At 63.6% G+C, this 16,139-nt stretch carries 15 protein-coding genes; 8 read left to right on the forward strand and 7 right to left on the reverse strand.

What is annotated here, in order from left to right; genetic code table 11:
* Window positions 1–27: 27 nt before the first annotated feature.
* Complete coding sequence (locus AC3EML_RS19525; protein WP_023688655.1) at window positions 28–1,236, forward strand: MFS transporter; 1,209 nt, start codon at window positions 28–30, stop codon at window positions 1,234–1,236.
* Between the two features lie 183 nt (window positions 1,237–1,419).
* Window positions 1,420–1,686 carry a hypothetical protein gene (locus AC3EML_RS19530; protein ID WP_352498215.1) on the forward strand — a complete coding sequence of 89 codons (267 nt, stop codon included), beginning with the start codon at window positions 1,420–1,422 and terminating at the stop codon, window positions 1,684–1,686.
* Between the two features lie 343 nt (window positions 1,687–2,029).
* On the opposite strand, the gene AC3EML_RS19535 is transcribed toward AC3EML_RS19530, so the two are convergent.
* From AC3EML_RS19535 to AC3EML_RS19550, 4 genes are all read right to left on the reverse strand, one after another.
* Window positions 2,030–2,578, reverse strand: coding sequence for a hypothetical protein (locus AC3EML_RS19535; protein ID WP_023673495.1), 549 nt, complete (start codon window positions 2,576–2,578; stop codon window positions 2,030–2,032).
* Window positions 2,579–2,660: 82 nt separating this feature from the next.
* On the reverse strand, window positions 2,661–3,725 hold the full coding sequence (locus AC3EML_RS19540) for a YcjF family protein (RefSeq protein ID WP_352520283.1): 1,065 nt from the start codon (window positions 3,723–3,725) through the stop codon (window positions 2,661–2,663).
* Window positions 3,722–5,200 (reverse strand): YcjX family GTP-binding protein, encoded by a 1,479-nt coding sequence (locus AC3EML_RS19545; protein WP_352520284.1) that lies wholly within the window; start codon window positions 5,198–5,200, stop codon window positions 3,722–3,724. The genes AC3EML_RS19540 and AC3EML_RS19545 overlap by 4 nt, the downstream gene beginning before the upstream one ends.
* A gap of 87 nt (window positions 5,201–5,287) precedes the next feature.
* The gene (locus tag AC3EML_RS19550; RefSeq protein ID WP_023693370.1) at window positions 5,288–5,791 is read right to left on the reverse strand and encodes a SixA phosphatase family protein; all 504 of its coding nucleotides are present in this window, start codon (window positions 5,789–5,791) and stop codon (window positions 5,288–5,290) included.
* Between the two features lie 254 nt (window positions 5,792–6,045).
* Here AC3EML_RS19550 and dksA point away from each other — a divergent pair, with 254 nt between their 5' ends.
* A complete protein-coding gene (gene dksA / locus AC3EML_RS19555) occupies window positions 6,046–6,462 on the forward strand; it encodes an RNA polymerase-binding protein DksA (protein ID WP_023673491.1) in 417 nt (138 codons plus the stop codon).
* Between the two features lie 181 nt (window positions 6,463–6,643).
* On the opposite strand, the gene AC3EML_RS19560 is transcribed toward dksA, so the two are convergent.
* The gene (locus tag AC3EML_RS19560; RefSeq protein ID WP_023834140.1) at window positions 6,644–7,360 is read right to left on the reverse strand and encodes a flagellar biosynthetic protein FliO; all 717 of its coding nucleotides are present in this window, start codon (window positions 7,358–7,360) and stop codon (window positions 6,644–6,646) included.
* Window positions 7,361–7,565: 205 nt separating this feature from the next.
* Between AC3EML_RS19560 and cckA the strand changes: the two genes are divergently transcribed.
* Complete coding sequence (cckA, locus tag AC3EML_RS19565; RefSeq protein WP_023670922.1) at window positions 7,566–10,136, forward strand: cell cycle histidine kinase CckA; 2,571 nt, start codon at window positions 7,566–7,568, stop codon at window positions 10,134–10,136.
* An 84-nt stretch (window positions 10,137–10,220) separates the two neighbouring features.
* Window positions 10,221–10,931, forward strand: coding sequence for a purine-nucleoside phosphorylase (locus AC3EML_RS19570; protein ID WP_023712397.1), 711 nt, complete (start codon window positions 10,221–10,223; stop codon window positions 10,929–10,931).
* A 5-nt stretch (window positions 10,932–10,936) separates the two neighbouring features.
* On the opposite strand, the gene AC3EML_RS19575 is transcribed toward AC3EML_RS19570, so the two are convergent.
* Window positions 10,937–11,239 carry a ribbon-helix-helix domain-containing protein gene (locus tag AC3EML_RS19575; protein ID WP_023670924.1) on the reverse strand — a complete coding sequence of 101 codons (303 nt, stop codon included), beginning with the start codon at window positions 11,237–11,239 and terminating at the stop codon, window positions 10,937–10,939.
* Between the two features lie 220 nt (window positions 11,240–11,459).
* Here AC3EML_RS19575 and AC3EML_RS19580 point away from each other — a divergent pair, with 220 nt between their 5' ends.
* From AC3EML_RS19580 to AC3EML_RS19590, 3 genes are all read left to right on the forward strand, one after another.
* On the forward strand, window positions 11,460–11,855 hold the full coding sequence (locus tag AC3EML_RS19580; RefSeq protein ID WP_023684616.1) for a VOC family protein: 396 nt from the start codon (window positions 11,460–11,462) through the stop codon (window positions 11,853–11,855).
* Between the two features lie 80 nt (window positions 11,856–11,935).
* Window positions 11,936–12,460 carry a twin-arginine translocation pathway signal gene (locus AC3EML_RS19585; RefSeq protein ID WP_023688647.1) on the forward strand — a complete coding sequence of 175 codons (525 nt, stop codon included), beginning with the start codon at window positions 11,936–11,938 and terminating at the stop codon, window positions 12,458–12,460.
* Window positions 12,461–12,511: 51 nt separating this feature from the next.
* A complete protein-coding gene (locus tag AC3EML_RS19590) occupies window positions 12,512–14,083 on the forward strand; it encodes a GMC family oxidoreductase (RefSeq protein ID WP_023688646.1) in 1,572 nt (523 codons plus the stop codon).
* Window positions 14,084–14,145: 62 nt separating this feature from the next.
* Here AC3EML_RS19590 and AC3EML_RS19595 read toward each other — a convergent pair whose 3' ends face one another.
* Entirely contained in the window at window positions 14,146–16,059 is a 1,914-nt protein-coding gene (locus AC3EML_RS19595) for a PhoX family protein (protein WP_023688645.1), read from the reverse strand.
* Window positions 16,060–16,139 lie beyond the last annotated feature (80 nt).

The raw sequence follows: 16,139 nt of genomic DNA on the forward strand, positions 1-16,139 counted from the left end.
AGATCTCCAAACTTTGGAGATCTTCCCGTGACTGACACAACATTACAGCTTGAAGACGCCGCCATCGGCCTTGATGCCGATGCACCAGCCGCGTGGAGCGCGGCCACCTGGTTCGCGGTCCTATCATTGGCGGCAACCAGCTTTGCCCTGGTGTCAGCCGAGTTCTTGCCGGCAGGTCTGTTGACGCCGATGGCGCGCGATCTCGGCATCAGCGAGGGAACGGCCGGACAGGTCGTCACCGCCACCGCTTCCGTTGGCGCCGTGACGGCCATGTTGAGCAATGTTCTCATCGGCCGATTGAACCGCAAGGCGGTGCTGGTTGGCCTCATGGCCCTGGCGGTCGGTTCCAATATTCTTGCGGCGCTGGCGCCCAATTTCTGGCTGCTGTTGCTGGGCCGGGCCGGGTTGGGGATCGCTCTTAGCGCTTTCTGGGCACTTTCCGTTGCCGTCGTGGCGCGGCTGGTTGGCGCCAATGCGACAGGTCGCGGCATGGCGATCGTGACCCTCGGCGTCTCGCTCGCCACCATTGCCGCGCCGTCGATGGGTGCGTTGATCAGTGACTGGCTGGGATGGCGCAGCGCCATGGCCATGACGGCGGGGCTGGCCGCGCTTGCCATGCTGCTGCAGCTTCTCAGCCTGCCGACCTTGCCTGCGGCGGCAAGCAACAGCCTTGCAGACGTCTTTCGGCTGACACGGCGGCGTGGCATCCAACTCGGTATGCTTGCCATTGTTCTGCTGATGACCGGGCATTTTGCCGGCTCGGTCTATGTGCGCCCGTTCCTCGAACAGGTGACGCTCCTCACAACCGGGCCGATTGCCCTGGCGCTGCTCGGGTTCGGCATCGCCGCTGTGATCGGCAATATTGCCGGTGGCCGCCTGGCCGACACCAACATCCACATGGCCCTCGCAGTAACCGCCGCGTTGATGGCGTTTGCGGCACTCGCTTTGGTGCTTTGGGGCGCGCAAACCGGCGTTGCCTTCGGCTTTGTTACGCTGTGGGGCTTCGCCTTCGGCATGGCGCCGGTGGTGCTGCCGACCAATATGTCTCGCGCGGCACCTGATGCGCTGGAAGCAGCAGGCAGCCTGATGGTCACTTCCTTCCAGGTTGCCATCACCGTCGGTGCGGTTGTCGGCGGCTATGTCGTGGACACCTATGGCGCTACGGGACCTTTGACCCTAACCGCCGTCCTTGCCGCGGCGACGGCCGCACTGGCGCTGCTGCAGCCTCGTGGCTGAAACCTTGCTTCGTCTGACACGGGCGGCCTCAATCAGGCCGTCCGCGCCGTTGCAGCAGCGCTGCACAAGTTTATGCGCCGCACACGTTGCGTTTTGCCGCAATCGGCGGCTATGGGACGCCAGGCTTCGGCCGTTGGAAGGCAGCGACGATCAAGTTCTGCCTTCGTGAGGAGAATGACTGACATGAAGAAGTTTTTGCTCGTCGGCGTGGGTGTCGCCATGCTCGCCGCATCGGCCTGTTCGAAGGCGCCTGAATGCACGCAGGAAATCGCGGCCAAGAAGGCGCAGGAAATGACCGCCGCGCTGCAGCAAGCGATCACGAAGGATCCGTCCAAGGCCGCCGACCTGACCGCCAAGGTGCAGGCTGTGACGACCAAATATCAGGGCGCCACCACGCCGGCCGACGCCTGCAAGGCCTATGACGAGCTGACGGCCGCCATCAAGGGCTGATTCTTCGTTCGGAAATTGAGAAAGGCGGTGGCTCGAGTAGCCGCCGCCTTTTTTGCTGGTGTTCTTAAAGCGCATCGCGCTGACACGAAGGACGGCCGGCACGCACAGGACCCTGACACGTTGGCCTTGCTGTGGCTTGGGCCGTCGGAGACGCTGACATCGTCGGTTGCGCGCCACATGTCCGATCGCGGCAGAAAGGTGCCGCACCGAGCGGCCCGTGCTTGAGGAGCGCCGAGCCGGCCGCAAGGTGGCCTGTCATTTCCCGACATCGAGCTGAGCGGAATCGCTCAGCTATCGCGCAGTGCAACCCCGTTCCGCGCTTTTTGGGGGAACCGCTTGAGAGTCAGTTTTTGGCGATGGAGCCAACTTCGACGGCATCGACGCGCTTGAGGCTCATGCCGATGACCGGCACCAGCTGCTGGTCGACGCGCACGGCGATGGTCACCGTCATCGAATTGTCGTCGGGAATGCGGGCCTGCATGACGCCGCGCAGCTGGTTGCGGTTGATGGTGAAGACGACTTTGCGGGCATCGACCACGTTGCCGCCGATGATGTCCAGGCCCGACCCCGCGGCGCCGCCCATGAAATTTCCCTTGTAGTCGCGGCCCTTGCGCTCGACGGTCGCCGACATTTTCTGGGTGAAGACACCGACGCGGCAGTCGCCATCGAGCGTCATGCCGGTCTTGTTGTCCGGCGTCGAGCCGTCGAAGCTGCAGGTGAACTTCGTGCCCTTGTATTTGCCGGCGATGATTTCGCCCGGGCCGACCCATTTGCCTTCGACGGTGCGGAAGAACTGTTTGTCGGGCTCGGCTGCAAAGGCTTTCCCGGTCGGGCCCAGAGGTGCTGCAAGCGCGACCAGGGGCAGGACGCAGGACAAGATTACGCTTTTCATAGACGACACCCGGCAACAAGGAGGCTGTTGTCGGACGACCATGAACAAGATTGGTTAATGCTTGGTGACCGCGAGAGGGCGTTCACTTGGTCGAGGCGGGTGCTTCATTCTCTTTTCTGGCCGCAAACGAGGTCAGCGCCGACAGGAAATCGCCCATACCCGGCCGCCTGCCGGCAATGAAGGGCAGGGGCCGCGCCGTCTCCATGGCAGCAATGCCGATACGCGCCGTCATCATGCCGTTGACCACGCCTTCGCCGAGTTTCGCCGAAAGCCGTGCGGCAAGGCCATGGCCGACGATCTGCTGGACGAAGCTGTCGCCGACGGCGATCGAGCCGGTCACCGCCAGATGGGCAAGAACGCTGCGCGCCAGCCGGAAAAAGCCCAGCGTGCCCGGCCTGCCGCCGTAGAGTTCGGACAAGCGGCGGATCAGGCGCCCGGCCTCGAACACGACATAGGCAACGTCTACGAGTGCGCGGGGGCTGACGGCGGTGACTAGCGACACGCGTTTGGCTGCTTCGAGGATCATCACCTTGGCTCTCGCATCGAGCGGCCCGAGAATCTCGGCTTCGGCCAGTCGCACCAGATTGCCGCCATCAATGATCTCGCCGCGCAATTCGGCCAGGGAGCGCCTGCCGGCCGCGGTTTCGGGTTTCGCAGCGACAAAGGCCGAAAGCTCTTCGACGACGGCCCTTGCAGCCTTCGGATCGTCGCGCGCCACGGCATCGAGCGCCCGCTTTTGCAGTTTTTCGACCTGGGCCAGCCGGGCGATAGCCAGGAATTCGCGCACCAGCACGACTGCGAGGGCCAACACGGCAATTGCGGCCATTCCCGCTGCCAGCCACCCCAACCACTCTGCGCGCTCGAACAGGTCGCGGATGAGCTGGTCGGTCCACAGGCCGACGGCGAGCGAAACCAGCACGCCGACCGCGCCGAAAAACAGGCTGGCAAACAGCGAGCGCCTGCGCGGCGCGGTCGCCGGCGGCGGTTCGGCGGCGACAATGTCCGGCTCATCGAAGACATCGATCTCGGCCGGCACGACGACGGTGCGCGGCTTGCGCGGCGGCTCGGCATGGGGGCGGCGCGTTTCCTGCTTCGGTTCGGCCTCCGGCTCGATGCGGAAAGCTGCCGGTCTGCGGGGCGCGGTCATGCCAGATGGTCTCCGATCAGGAACTGCAAGGCGCGGTCTAGCCTGATATGCGGCAGCGACAGCGTGACGCCTTCAGCGGTGCGTTCGAGCTTTGGCGGGCGAAAGCGCACGAAACGGATCGCCGGATCGTCGCTGCTCTGCCGGTGGTCGGCTTCCGAAACGTCGAAAACCGCGTCAATTTTCTCCGGCAAGTCCCCGGGAAATATGGCGGTTTCGGCTTTACCATCAAAGGTTTCGCCGTTGATCTTCTCGCCCTTCAGCGGCGTGCCGATGATCACCGGCAGGGTTTCGCGGCCTTGCTTGACCGTGCCTTCGCGCGTCGCGCGCACCGCCGCCATGGCGACCACGTCGACATCGGCGCCGGTGAAATTTGCCCGCGCCACGGCGCGGTCGGCAAGCCGCCGCACGATTGCCTGCAGCCGGTCATGGCTTTCGTGATGCAAATGGTCGGCCTTGGTCGCGGCAACCAGGATGCGGTCGATGCGGCGTGAAAACAGGTCGGTGAGGAAATTGCCTCGGCCAGGACGGAAACAGGAGAGGATTTCGGTCACCGCGCGTTCCAGGTCGGCCATCGCGCCGGGGCCGGCGTTCAACGCCTGCATGGCGTCGATCACCACGATCTGGCGGTCGAGGCGGGTGATGTGTTCGCGGAAGAACGGTTTCACCACATGCGTCTTGTAGGCCTCGTAGCGGCGCTCCATCATCGCTTGCAGCGAGCCGGAGCGCGGCCGTTTCTCACCCTTGAGCAGCAAGGGCGCGAAGGTCAGCGCCGGCGATCCCTCGAGGTCGCCAGGCATCAGGAAACGGCCGGGCGGCAAGGTCGAAAGCGCCCGCTCGTCGAGCTTGCAGGCCTTGAGGTAGGCGGCAAAACTCTCGGCGAGGCGCCGCGCCGTCATCTCGTCGGCTTCGGCATTGGGTTCGATCCTCGCCGACAGCGCCCGCCAGTCCTGCGACAGGTCGGCCCGCACCGGCAGCATCGCCATCTCGAACGCATCGCGCGAAAAATCGGCGAAGGATTTGCCGAGCAGCGGCAGGTCGAGCAGCCATTCGCCGGGGTAGTCGACGATGTCGACCGACAATCGGCCGCTGGAAAACATCCGGTTCCAACCGGAGGCAGACTCATATTCGATGGTGAGCCTGAGTTCCGAAATGGCGCGCGTCGAGTCCGGCCAGACACGGTCGTTGACCAGGGCGGAGATATGGTCCTCGTACTGAAAACGCGGCACGGCATCGTCCGGCTGTTCCTCGAGGAAGGCGCGAGCGATCCGTCCCGACTTCTGCGCCTCGAACAGCGGCAGGCGCCCACCATGGATGAGATTGTGGACGAGAGCCGAGATGAACACCGTCTTACCGGCCCGGGACAGGCCGGTAACGCCCAGCCGAAGCGACGGCGAAAAAAGCCCGCTCGCACGCCCCGACAGCGTATCCAGGGCAATTCTCGCTTCGTCGGTGAAAGTGGTCAGCGATGATGCCAAAATCTGTTCTCTCAGGCGTGCTCTCTTGCGCCGATATAGGCTTTGCGGTTCAAGTTTGAAATGGCGCCCGGCCTCGGCCGGCTCGGCTCAGAGATCGACGGGCGTCAGGAAGGCTTCGAGGTAGCCCGCGCCTTGCGCAGCCTCGGTGAGGGTGCCGTCGAAGCGCACGACCGCAAGGCCGGAGGTCGGGAAACCATGGTTCATGATGGCCCGAGCAGCCTCGTCGCCGTCGCCCGAGACCGCCATGGCAAGGTCTTCCGTCATCGGATTGTGGCCGATGACCAGCAGCGAGCCGGGGCCGCCATTGCTGCGGATGATGGCGAGGTAGCCGGCGGCATCCTCGCTGTAGAGCGTGTCGAAGAACAGCACCCGGCCGGTATCGGTGTGGCCGGCGATGCCTTCCAGCGTCTGGCGCGCCCGCTTGGCGTTGGAGCAGAGCGTGATATCGGGGATGTAGTTGCGGGCACGCATCGCCGTCCCCATCATTTCGGCATCGGCAATGCCGGATGCGTCGAGCGGGCGATCGAAGTCGCGCACGCCGGGCAGGGCCCAGCCAGCCTTCGCATGCCTCAACAGATACAGTCTGCTCACCGGACCCCCAATGGTGTGCTGCCCACCAATGACACAACTGGATTAGCCACGAGAAAGGCCTGAGGCACAATGGGCGGCGACGCCCAAGCGCAGCGAATCATGTGCGAATTCGCCCGCGCCCTTGCTGTGGAAGGCTTTGCTACGGATCGCCCGCACGGCATTAACAATTGCGTGAAACGCGCGCGGATTACGCTTGTGCAGCCTTCTCTGCGCGAATATATAGGCGCCAAATTTGGGGTTGTTGGGTGAGTCGAATGAACGATATCGTTACAGCCAATTACGTACCCTCCGAAGACGAGCCGTTCATGAACGAACGGCAGAAATCCTACTTTCGCCTGAAGCTCGTCACCTGGAAGACCGACATACTGCGCGAAGCGCGCGAAACACTCGAAATCCTGCAGCAGGAAAACGCCAACCACCCCGATCTCGCCGATCGCGCTTCCTCGGAAACCGACCGCGCCATCGAGCTTCGCGCCCGCGACCGCCAGCGCAAGCTCATTTCAAAGATCGATTCGGCGCTGCAGCGCATCGATGAAGGCACTTACGGCTATTGCGAGGAAACCGGCGAGCCGATCGCGCTGAAGCGTCTCGACGCGCGTCCGATCGCGACCTTGTCGATCGAAGCGCAGGAGCGCCACGAACGCCGCGAGAAGGTCTATCGCGACGATTGAGCCGCTGCCGTCAGGCAGGACTGTTTCATCAGAAATGGCCGGGTTTCCCGGCCATTTGTGTTTTTGGCCGAAGGGTTTAGTCGCACGAAGTTAAAGCGCGTTGCGCTGAAACGGATTTGTGCGACGCGCTTTAAGCGCCGTTCCGATCGGGAAGCGGCAAGATGTGACGGTTCGCCGGGCTTTATCGTTTCTGGCTGGCGAGTTCGCCGAGTAGCTTGGTCATCTCGTCGTCGAGAGACTGCGGTGCCTTCGCAGCCGGCTTGCTTGCCGGTTTGGGGTGCGAATCGTCGAGCGAGACCTCGAGCTCCCGCATCAGGGTATCGTCGATGGACTCATGCTTCGGTGGCGGGGCCTGCCGGGCAGTATTGGCGGCGGAGCCATAGGCCGGCAGCGGTGTCACATTGCTCGCCTGGTAGATTTGAGCCGGTTTCGGCGCCGGTGCGGCCTGGCGCGGCGGAACGGCGGCTGGAGCAGCCCTTACCGGTTGCGGCGGTGGCGCCTGCCTTGCGGGCGCGGTGGGAGCGGGTTGTGCTGCGCGCGGCCGCGGCGCCTGTTGCTGCTGGCCAACACCGCCATCGCCGGTCAATGCCGGACGGCGTGGCGCTGCAAGTCTGATATCGCGCTCGACGACAACGTCGGTTGGGCCGCCGATCAAAAGCAGGTGTTCGATGTCGTCGCGACGGATGAGCACCAGCCGGCGGTGGCTGTCGACTGCCGTGGCGTCCATGACCGCCAGCCGTGTCTTGCGGTTCCTGCCGCCGGCAACGAAGGTGCCGAAGGTCAGGTTGCGGATCAGCCTGATGATGATGAGCACGATGACCAGCAGGACAAGGGCAGCAAACGTCCACAGCAGCGCTGCGGCATATCCGGGACCCGCCACATTATCCAGCCACTGCATCGGTGCCCCCAATCGGCTTTTGAAGTGGAGGGACACTAGACCGTTGCGGCCAGCCACCGCAAGTTGCCTTCACGCTTCGTGAACAGCTTGAAAACACCGACGCGTCATTTTTATCCGACATTTGCCGCCAAGGCCTTTTCCGGATTAGGAGAATGTGATTCAACCGGCCGGGGGCGGTGTCGGACAACTCACGAGCAGGGGGCATATGGCCAGGGAAACGCGCGGCGATTTCTATCCGGTACCGATCGTCGATCAGAACACGCGGCCAGGCGCGGTTACCCGGCTCATCGTGTTCATCATCGTCCTGACTGGGGCCGCGATCGTTTTCGGCATTTTCCGCGAGCGTCTTGGCGATCCGTTCCTGCTCGGCATGCTGGGCGTGCTTGCCATGATCGGCGTCGGCTTCCTGTTCGCCACGGCCATCGGCTTCGTGCAGATCGCGCCGCGTTCGACCGGGGACGAACTGTCGAAGGCCTTCGTCGATTCGATGTCGCAGGGCCTGATCGTCACCGACACCAAGGGCCGCGTCGTCTACGCCAACCGGGCCTACGCCGAGATGACCGGTGCTGCGTCGGCCGCCGATCTGAAGACGGTCGAAGGCCTGCTTTCCGATGTCCCCGAAGCTTCGGTGACCATATACCGGCTGGCCTCGGGCTTGCGCGATGGCCAGGCCGGCGACGGTGAGTTCCGGCTAGCACAGTCGATCCGGCCGGGCGCCGAACCCGGCGCGCGCTGGTACCGGGCGCGGGCCCGGACCTTCAGCGTTCCCGGTCAGCGCCTGCCGATGCTTGCCTGGCAGCTTGCCGATATCTCGCAGGAACGGGCCGAGCAGGAGCGTTTCTTCCTCGACTTGCAGAAGGCCATCGACCATCTCGACCATGCGCCGGCCGGTTTCTTCTCGGCCGACCAGGAAGGCCGTGTCACCTACATCAACGCCACGCTCGCCGAATGGCTGGGCATCGATCTGGCGAGCTTCACCCCTGGCGCCGTGACACTCCCGGAAATCGTCGCCGGCGACGGCATGGCGCTGGTGCGCTCGGTCAAGGCCGATCCGGGCACCACCCGCAACGCGGTAATCGATCTCGATCTGACGACGACGACTGGCGAGGCGCTGCCGGTGCGCTTCATGCATCGGGTCTCGGCCAGCCGCGAGGGGACCAACGGTCCGACCCGCACCATCGTACTCAACCGCACCCAGGGCGAGGACGCGTCGGCCGACCTTCGCGCATCCGAGGTGCGCTTCACCCGCTTCTTCAATTCGACGCCGATGGCCATTGCCGCCGTCGACAATGGCGGCCGCATCCTGCGCACCAACGCGCCGTTCCTGTCGCTGTTTTCCTCCGTCGTCGACGGCGACGCGGTCGACCGCCGCGTGCGGCTGGACACTGTGATCCATGAGCGCGACCGGCCGGCCTTTGCCGCCGCGTTCGAAAAGGCGCGGCTGAGGCAGGCCGACATCGAGCCGATCGACACGCTGCTGCCCGGCAATGAGGAGCGTCACATCCGCTTCTACGTCAACGCCGTCGCCGACGGCACCGGCGAGGGCGCCGAGGAATCGGCCATCGTCTATGCCGTCGAGACCACCGAGCAGAAGGCGCTCGAGGGCCAGATGGCGCAGAGCCAGAAGATGCAGGCTGTCGGACAGCTTGCCGGCGGCATCGCCCACGACTTCAACAATGTGCTGACCGCCATCATCATGGCGTCGGATCTTTTGCTGACCAATCACCGTCCGTCGGACCCATCCTTCCCCGACATCATGAACATCAAGCAGAATGCCAACCGGGCGGCCTCGCTGGTGCGGCAGTTGCTCGCCTTCTCGCGCAAGCAGACTTTGCGGCCGGAAGTGCTGAACCTGACCGACGTGCTTGCCGATCTCCGGATGCTGCTTGCCCGCCTGGTCGGCAACGAGATCAAGCTGAAGGTCGACCACGGCCGCGATTTGTGGCCGGTCAAGGTCGATATCGGCCAGTTCGAGCAGGTGGTGGTCAACCTCGCCGTCAACGCGCGCGACGCCATGCCGGCCGGCGGCGACCTCACCGTGCGCACCCGCAACGTCACCGCCGAACAATGCAAGAGCTTCTCCTACCGCGAGCTCACGCCTGCCGACTATGTCGTGGTCGAGGTCGAGGATAGCGGCTCGGGCATTGCCCCGGACGTGCTGAAGAAGATTTTTGAGCCGTTCTTCACCACCAAGGAAGTCGGCAAAGGCACCGGCCTTGGCCTGTCGATGGTCTATGGCATCATCAAGCAGACCGGCGGTTTCATCTTCTGCGATTCCGAAGTCGGCAAGGGCTCGACCTTCCGCATCTTCTTGCCGCGCCATATCGTGGAGGCGAAGAAGCCCGGCGACGTCAGCGAGGCGCCGGCTGCGCCGGTGAAAGCCGCCGACAGCGCCAAGGACCTGTCGGGCTCGGCCACTGTGCTCCTCGTCGAGGACGAAGACGCCGTGCGCATGGGCGGCTCGCGGGCGCTGACCTCGCGCGGCTATACCGTCCATGAGGCCTCCTCGGGCGTCGAGGCGCTGGAAGTCTTCGAAGCGCTCGGCGGCAAGGTCGATATCGTCGTGTCCGACGTGGTGATGCCGGAAATGGACGGACCGACGCTGCTCGGCGAACTGCGCAAGCGCCAGCCCGACATCAAGTTCGTCTTCGTGTCCGGCTATGCCGAAGACGCTTTCGCCAGAAACCTGCCGCCGGACGCGCAATTCGGCTTCCTGCCGAAGCCGTTCTCCCTCAAGCAGCTGGCCACCGTGGTCAAGGATGTGTTGGAGTCTTAGGGCGCCCTAATTCAAAGCTTGCGCAATGACGTGACGCTGCCATGATTGCAGGCGAAACGGGCGGCGGGTATTGGGGAGCATGTCGTGACGCCGCACAACGAGGCTGCCAGGGGCGACTATGCCGCAACGGTGCTGTTGCCGGGCGATCCGCAACGCGCCGAGTGGATGGCAAAGACATTTCTTGAGGCACCGCGCTGCGTCAACCGCCGCCGGGGCGCACTCGGCTTCACTGGTCTCTATCGCGGCCGTCCCATCAGCATCCAGGCCACCGGCATCGGTGTCCCGTCCTTCCTGGTCTATGTGCATGAACTCCTGGATGTTCACGGCGTCAAAACGCTGATCCGCACAGGTACCTGCGGCGGCCTGACACCCCGCGTGCCGCTGCGCTCCTTGGTGATCTCGCAGTCGGTGCGCGCCGAAAGCGACCAAAGCGGCCAGGTCTTCGGCCTCTACGATGCTGCCGCCGGGCCCGATCCCGGCCTGTTCGCCCACGCTTTGGCCTGCGCCGCCCAGCTCGGCATCGACCACCAGGCCGGGCTGACCATCTGCAGCGACGTCTTCTACCACCCTGTAGGGCGCGACCGCTTTGCCGAAGCGCAGGCGCTTGGCGCTCTCGCTGTCGATATGGAAACCAGCGCACTCTACCGAATCGCGGCGCATTTCGGCGCCCGCGCGCTGTCGCTGCTGACCGTCGTCGACAACATCGTGACCGGCGAACAGACTGCCTATTCCGAACGTCAGGCGCTGTTCACCGATATGGCGCGGCTCGGGCTCGACGTTGCGGCGGAAGGCTAGCTTCCTCAGGCCGCTTCGCGCTTCGGCGTCAGCTCATCCATGTCTGGCCGGTGACCGCGCAGATAGAGCGCGCAGGTGGTACGCAGCATCGACGCGAAGTTGGGAATGGCGCCGTTGATCTCGATCGCCTCGTCATAGAGTTTTGAGATGAACTTCGGCGTCGTCAGGCCCTGGCTGTCGGCAATTTCGTCAAGCAGCGCCCAGAACGTTCCTTCAAGCTGGATACTCGTAGAGTGACCGTCGATGCGGATCGACCGGTTGATCTGTCGATAGCCTTCCGGATCCTGCCCGGCAAAAACCCTGCACATCCTTACCTCCCGATATTGTTGGTTTTGGGCGCAGCGTGTCGCGCCTTCAAGTTGTGGTTGTCCCTGCATGTTCGGCCTTGTGGGCCGAATCGGCAATCGGACTTTCGTCTTTAGGCGCTGGCATAGCAGCGATTGCAAATTTAGCCGTGGTAACCGGCTGCCACCACCTTTCGCGCGTGCCGCCCATAATCGCCTCCAACATGCAGCGGCGGAGACTGATTTGGCGAAGGCAATCCATTCCATGATCCGGGTTCTCCAAGAGGCCAGATCCGTCGATTTCTACAGAAACGCTTTCGGGCTCGACGTCGCCGACAGGCTGGATTTCGAGACATTCACGCTGATTTACCTTGCCAACGCCGAAACGGGGTTCGAGCTCGAACTCACCGTGAACAAGGGCCGCACCGAGCCTTATGGGCTTGGCGACGGTTACGGCCATCTGGCGGTCTCGGTGTCCGATCTCGACAGCGAACACGACCGGATCGGCGCGCTCGGCCTCAACCCCAAGAAGATCGTCGAATTCAACCGCGACGGATCGCTGATCGCCCGCTTTTTCTTCATCGAGGACCCCGACGGCTACAAGATCGAGGTTCTGCAGCGTGGAGGGCGCTTCCAGTAGGGGATTATCAGCCGCATTCAGCCGCGCGGCGCCAGCAACGGCGCTGTTCAAGGGCGCAAACAGCAAGCAGGGAGGAACAAATGGTCACGATCTATGACGCGAGGCTCTCACGTCGTGAACTTCTCAAACGCGGCGGCATCGGCGCGTTGCTCGTCATTTCCGGCAGCGCCGTCATCAGCCCTGAAAATGCCTGGGGGCTCGAGACATCAGCGCTCAAGCCCGAAACCATGGCGACGCTGATCCAGATGGCGCGCGACATCTATCCGCACGATCAGGTGCCCGACAAATACTACGCCATCGCCGTAAAAGGCCATGACGAGCAGGCCGGCAAGGACGCTGCCTACAAGACGATGATCGAAGACGGCATCGCCGACCTCGACAAGAAGTCGGGCGAGGGCGGCTATCGCGGCCTCGGCTGGGAGGAGCAGCGCGTCGCCGTGCTGCAGCAGATCGACGCGACGCCGTTCTTCCAGTCCATCCGCGGCGGCCTCGTCGTCAGCCTCTACAACCAGCAGGAGGTGTGGCCGATCTTCGGCTACGAGGGCGAATCCTACTCCAAGGGCGGCTACATCGCGCGCGGTTTCGACGACATAGAGTGGCTCTGAGCCCTTCCGTCGTTCTGAAACCCGGCAAACAGGAATTCATGGGAGGAAACCATGGCAGCTTCATTTGATCTCAACAACGATGGCGTGGTCGTGATCATCGGCTCCGGCGCCGGCGGCGGCACGCTCGGCAACGAACTCGCCCAGAAAGGCGTCGATGTCGTCATCCTCGAGGCCGGCGCGCGCCACGAATACGAGGATTTCATCAATGATGAGTGGGGTTCCTTCAGCCAACTCGCCTGGACGGACAAGCGCACGACGTCCGGCGACTGGCGGGTGTCGAAGGATTTCCCCAATTTGCCGGCCTGGATAGTCAAATCGGTCGGCGGCTCGACCACGCACTGGGCCGGCGCCTCGCTGCGCTTCCAGGAGCATGAGTTCAAGACGCTCTCGACCTACGGCAAGCTGGAAGGCGCCAACCTGCTGGACTGGCCGGTCACATTGGCCGAGATGGAGCCGTACTACGCCAAGGCGGAAGCCAAGATGGGCGTCACCGGCACCAATGGCTGGCCGCGGCTGCCCGGCAACAACAATTTCAAGGTGCTCAAGGCCGGCGCCGACAAGCTCGGCTACAAGGAATGTCATACCGGCAACATGGCAATCAATTCGGTCGAGCGTGATGACCGGAACTCCTGCCAACAGACCGGCTTCTGCTTCCAGGGCTGCAAATGGGGCGCCAAATGGTCGACGCTCTATACCGAGATCCCCAAGGGCGAGGCCTCCGGCCATCTCGAAGTCCGGCCGAATGCCATGGCGATCAAGATCAACCACGACGCCTCAGGCAAGGTGACCGGCGTCGTCTATGCCGACAAGGACGGCAAGCTGCAGGAACAGAAGGCCCGCATTGTCGCCGTCGCCGGCAACTCGATCGAAAGCCCGCGCCTGCTGCTAAACTCCGAGTCAGCGAAGTTTCCGCAAGGGCTTGCCAATTCGTCGGGGCAGGTCGGCAAGAACTACATGCGCCACACCACCGGTTCGGTCTACGCCATCTTCGACCAACCGGTGCATATGTATCGCGGCACCACCATGGCCGGCATTATCCGCGACGAGGCGCGGCACGATCCCTCACGCGGCTTTGTCGGCGGCTATGAATTCGAGACGCTGTCGCTCGGCTTGCCCTTCATGGCCGCCTTCCTCAATCCCGGCGGCTGGGGCCGTTCCTTCACCACCGCGCTCGACCACTATGATCACATGGCTGGCCTGTGGATCGTCGGCGAGGACATGCCGCGCGCGGAAAACCGCGTCACGCTGCACAAGGACGAGAAGGACGCGCACGGCATGCCGATCGCCGACGTGCATTTCGATGATCATCCCAACGACACGGCGATGCGCAACCATGCCTACAAGCAGGCCACAGCGCTTTATGATGCGGTCGGCGCGACGCGCTCCTTCCCGACGCCGCCCTATCCCTCAACCCACAATCTCGGCACCAACCGGATGAGTGAAAAGGCGGAAGACGGCGTCGTCAACAAGCACGGCCAGGCGCACGACATCAAAAACCTGTTCGTGTCGGACGGCAGCCAGTTCACCACCGGTGCGGCTGAAAATCCGACGCTGACGATCGTGTCGCTGGCTATCCGCCAGGCCGAATACATCGCTTCGCAAATGTCGGCCAAGACGATCTGAGCCGTCCTCCCGGATCGCTACGCGGAACGCGCATGGCGCGTTCCGCCCTTTTCCCTAGGACACTATGCGCCGACCGGCTGTCCGTCCTTGCGGCGGATGGCGACGACGGACGGCCGCGGCAATTGGCCATCCCTGAAGTCGGGCCACAGCGTCTGCGCCTTGTCGAGCGTCTCTGCATCTTCCGCAGGGTGCTGCACCGACAGGAACAAAGTCGAGCCGTCCGGCGTGAAGCACGGGCCGGTCGCTTCGGCGCCGTGCGGGCAGGTGAACAGCAGCTTCGGCAGGCCGCGCGCCGCACCTTCGGTGTCGACGCCATAGACGCCGTCCGGCAGGTCGAAATCATTGGCGCCGTCCGTCGCCACCCACAGCCGCCCGGCCGGATCGAAGGTGATGTTGTCGGGGCAGACGAACCAGCCATTGTCCGACGTATCCGGATGGAAGGTGGCGCCGACCTTGGCATCCCTGGGATTGCCGCAGAGCACGAACAGGTCCCAGGCATAGTTTTCGGCCGTGTGGTCGGCGTCCGCGCCGCGGCGGCCGGGCGGGATCAGTTCGACAATATGGCCCCAGAGATTTTCCGGCCGCGTGTTGGCCGGATTGACCTTTGACTGGTCGCGCTTCTTGTTCTTGGTCATCACCGCATAGACGCGGCCGGTCACCGGATTGGTCTCGATGTCCTCGGGCCGGTCCATCGGCGTGGCGCCGAGCGCATCTGCCGCAAACCGCGTCTTCAACAGCACCTCGGCCTGGTCGGCAAAACCGTTCTCGACGGTAAGCTTGCCCTGGCCGTGCACCAACGGCAGCCACGTCATCGAGCCATCGGCATCGAAGCGGGCGACCGACAGCACGCCATCGTCGAGCAGATCGGCGCCGGAGGCCGGATTGGCCTTGTCATAGGCCTTGGCCGAGACGAAGCGGTACATATATTCGAAATAGTCGTCGTCACCCATATAGACGACAACGCGGCCGTCCTTGTTGAGGACCACGGTCGAGGCCTCATGCGACATGCGGCCAAGTGCCGTGCGCTTCACCGGCCTGGACTGAGGATCGTAAGGGTCGATCTCGACCACCCAGTCGAAGCGGTTGGCCTCGTTCGGTTCCTTGTCGAGGTTGAAGCGGTCATGGAAGCGGCCGCGGCCATAGATGTCGGAGCCGTCGAAGCCGTAACGGTCGAGCAGGTCGGCAGTCGGCGCCTTTTTCGGGTCGCCGCCGAAAATGTCGGACACGCCTTCCTCGCAGGTCAGCACCGTACCCCAGGGGGTGAAACCGCCGCTGCAATTATAGCTGGTGCCGAGCACTTTCGTGCCAGTCGGGTCGGCCGAAGTTTTCATCAGCGCATGGCCGGCAACCGGTCCGGAAACGGTCATTTCGGTGTTGGCGGTGATGCGGCGGTTGAGCGGGCTGTCCGCCACGCTTGCCCACTTGCCGTCCTTCAATTGCACCTCGACGATCGAATGGCCCATCGCGGCCATGCCGAGATCGACCTGTTCCCTGGTCATCGTCTTGCCGGCATCGCCCTCGGTCATCCCCGGAAACATCACATTGGGCGAGATGTATTCGTTGTTGACGCAGAGCAGGCCATGATCGGAATTCACCGTGCCCTTGGGCAGCGGCATGAAGGCGATGTAGTCGCAATTGTAGCCGAAGCGCTTTTCCTGTTCCTCCGCCGCGACCTTGTTGCCGTCGAATTCGGCGAGGCCGGCTGCAAGCGGGTCGCCCCAGCGCGCGACGATGGTCGTCTCATAGCCTTCGGCGGCGGCATGGGTCTTGCCGTAGACCCGTTTCAGCTCGGGAAAGCCGAGCGTCGACTGCGCTGTGGCGGCATGCGTTTCGCCGGCAAACAAGGAGCCGACAAAGCTGCCGCCGGCAATCAGCGCGCCGGAGGCGAGGCTGCCTTTCAAAAGAGACCGGCGCGAGACGCGCTCGGCAATGATTTCGCGGATGACGGGGGAGGATGAAGACGGTGCATTGGCCATGGTGTCTGCCTCTCAGGGTGGATGTTACGGCGCACCGTTGCCCTAGTCTGCCTAGGCAACATTCACATGACATAAGAGGA

The organism is Mesorhizobium sp. P170090, assembly GCF_057786115.1.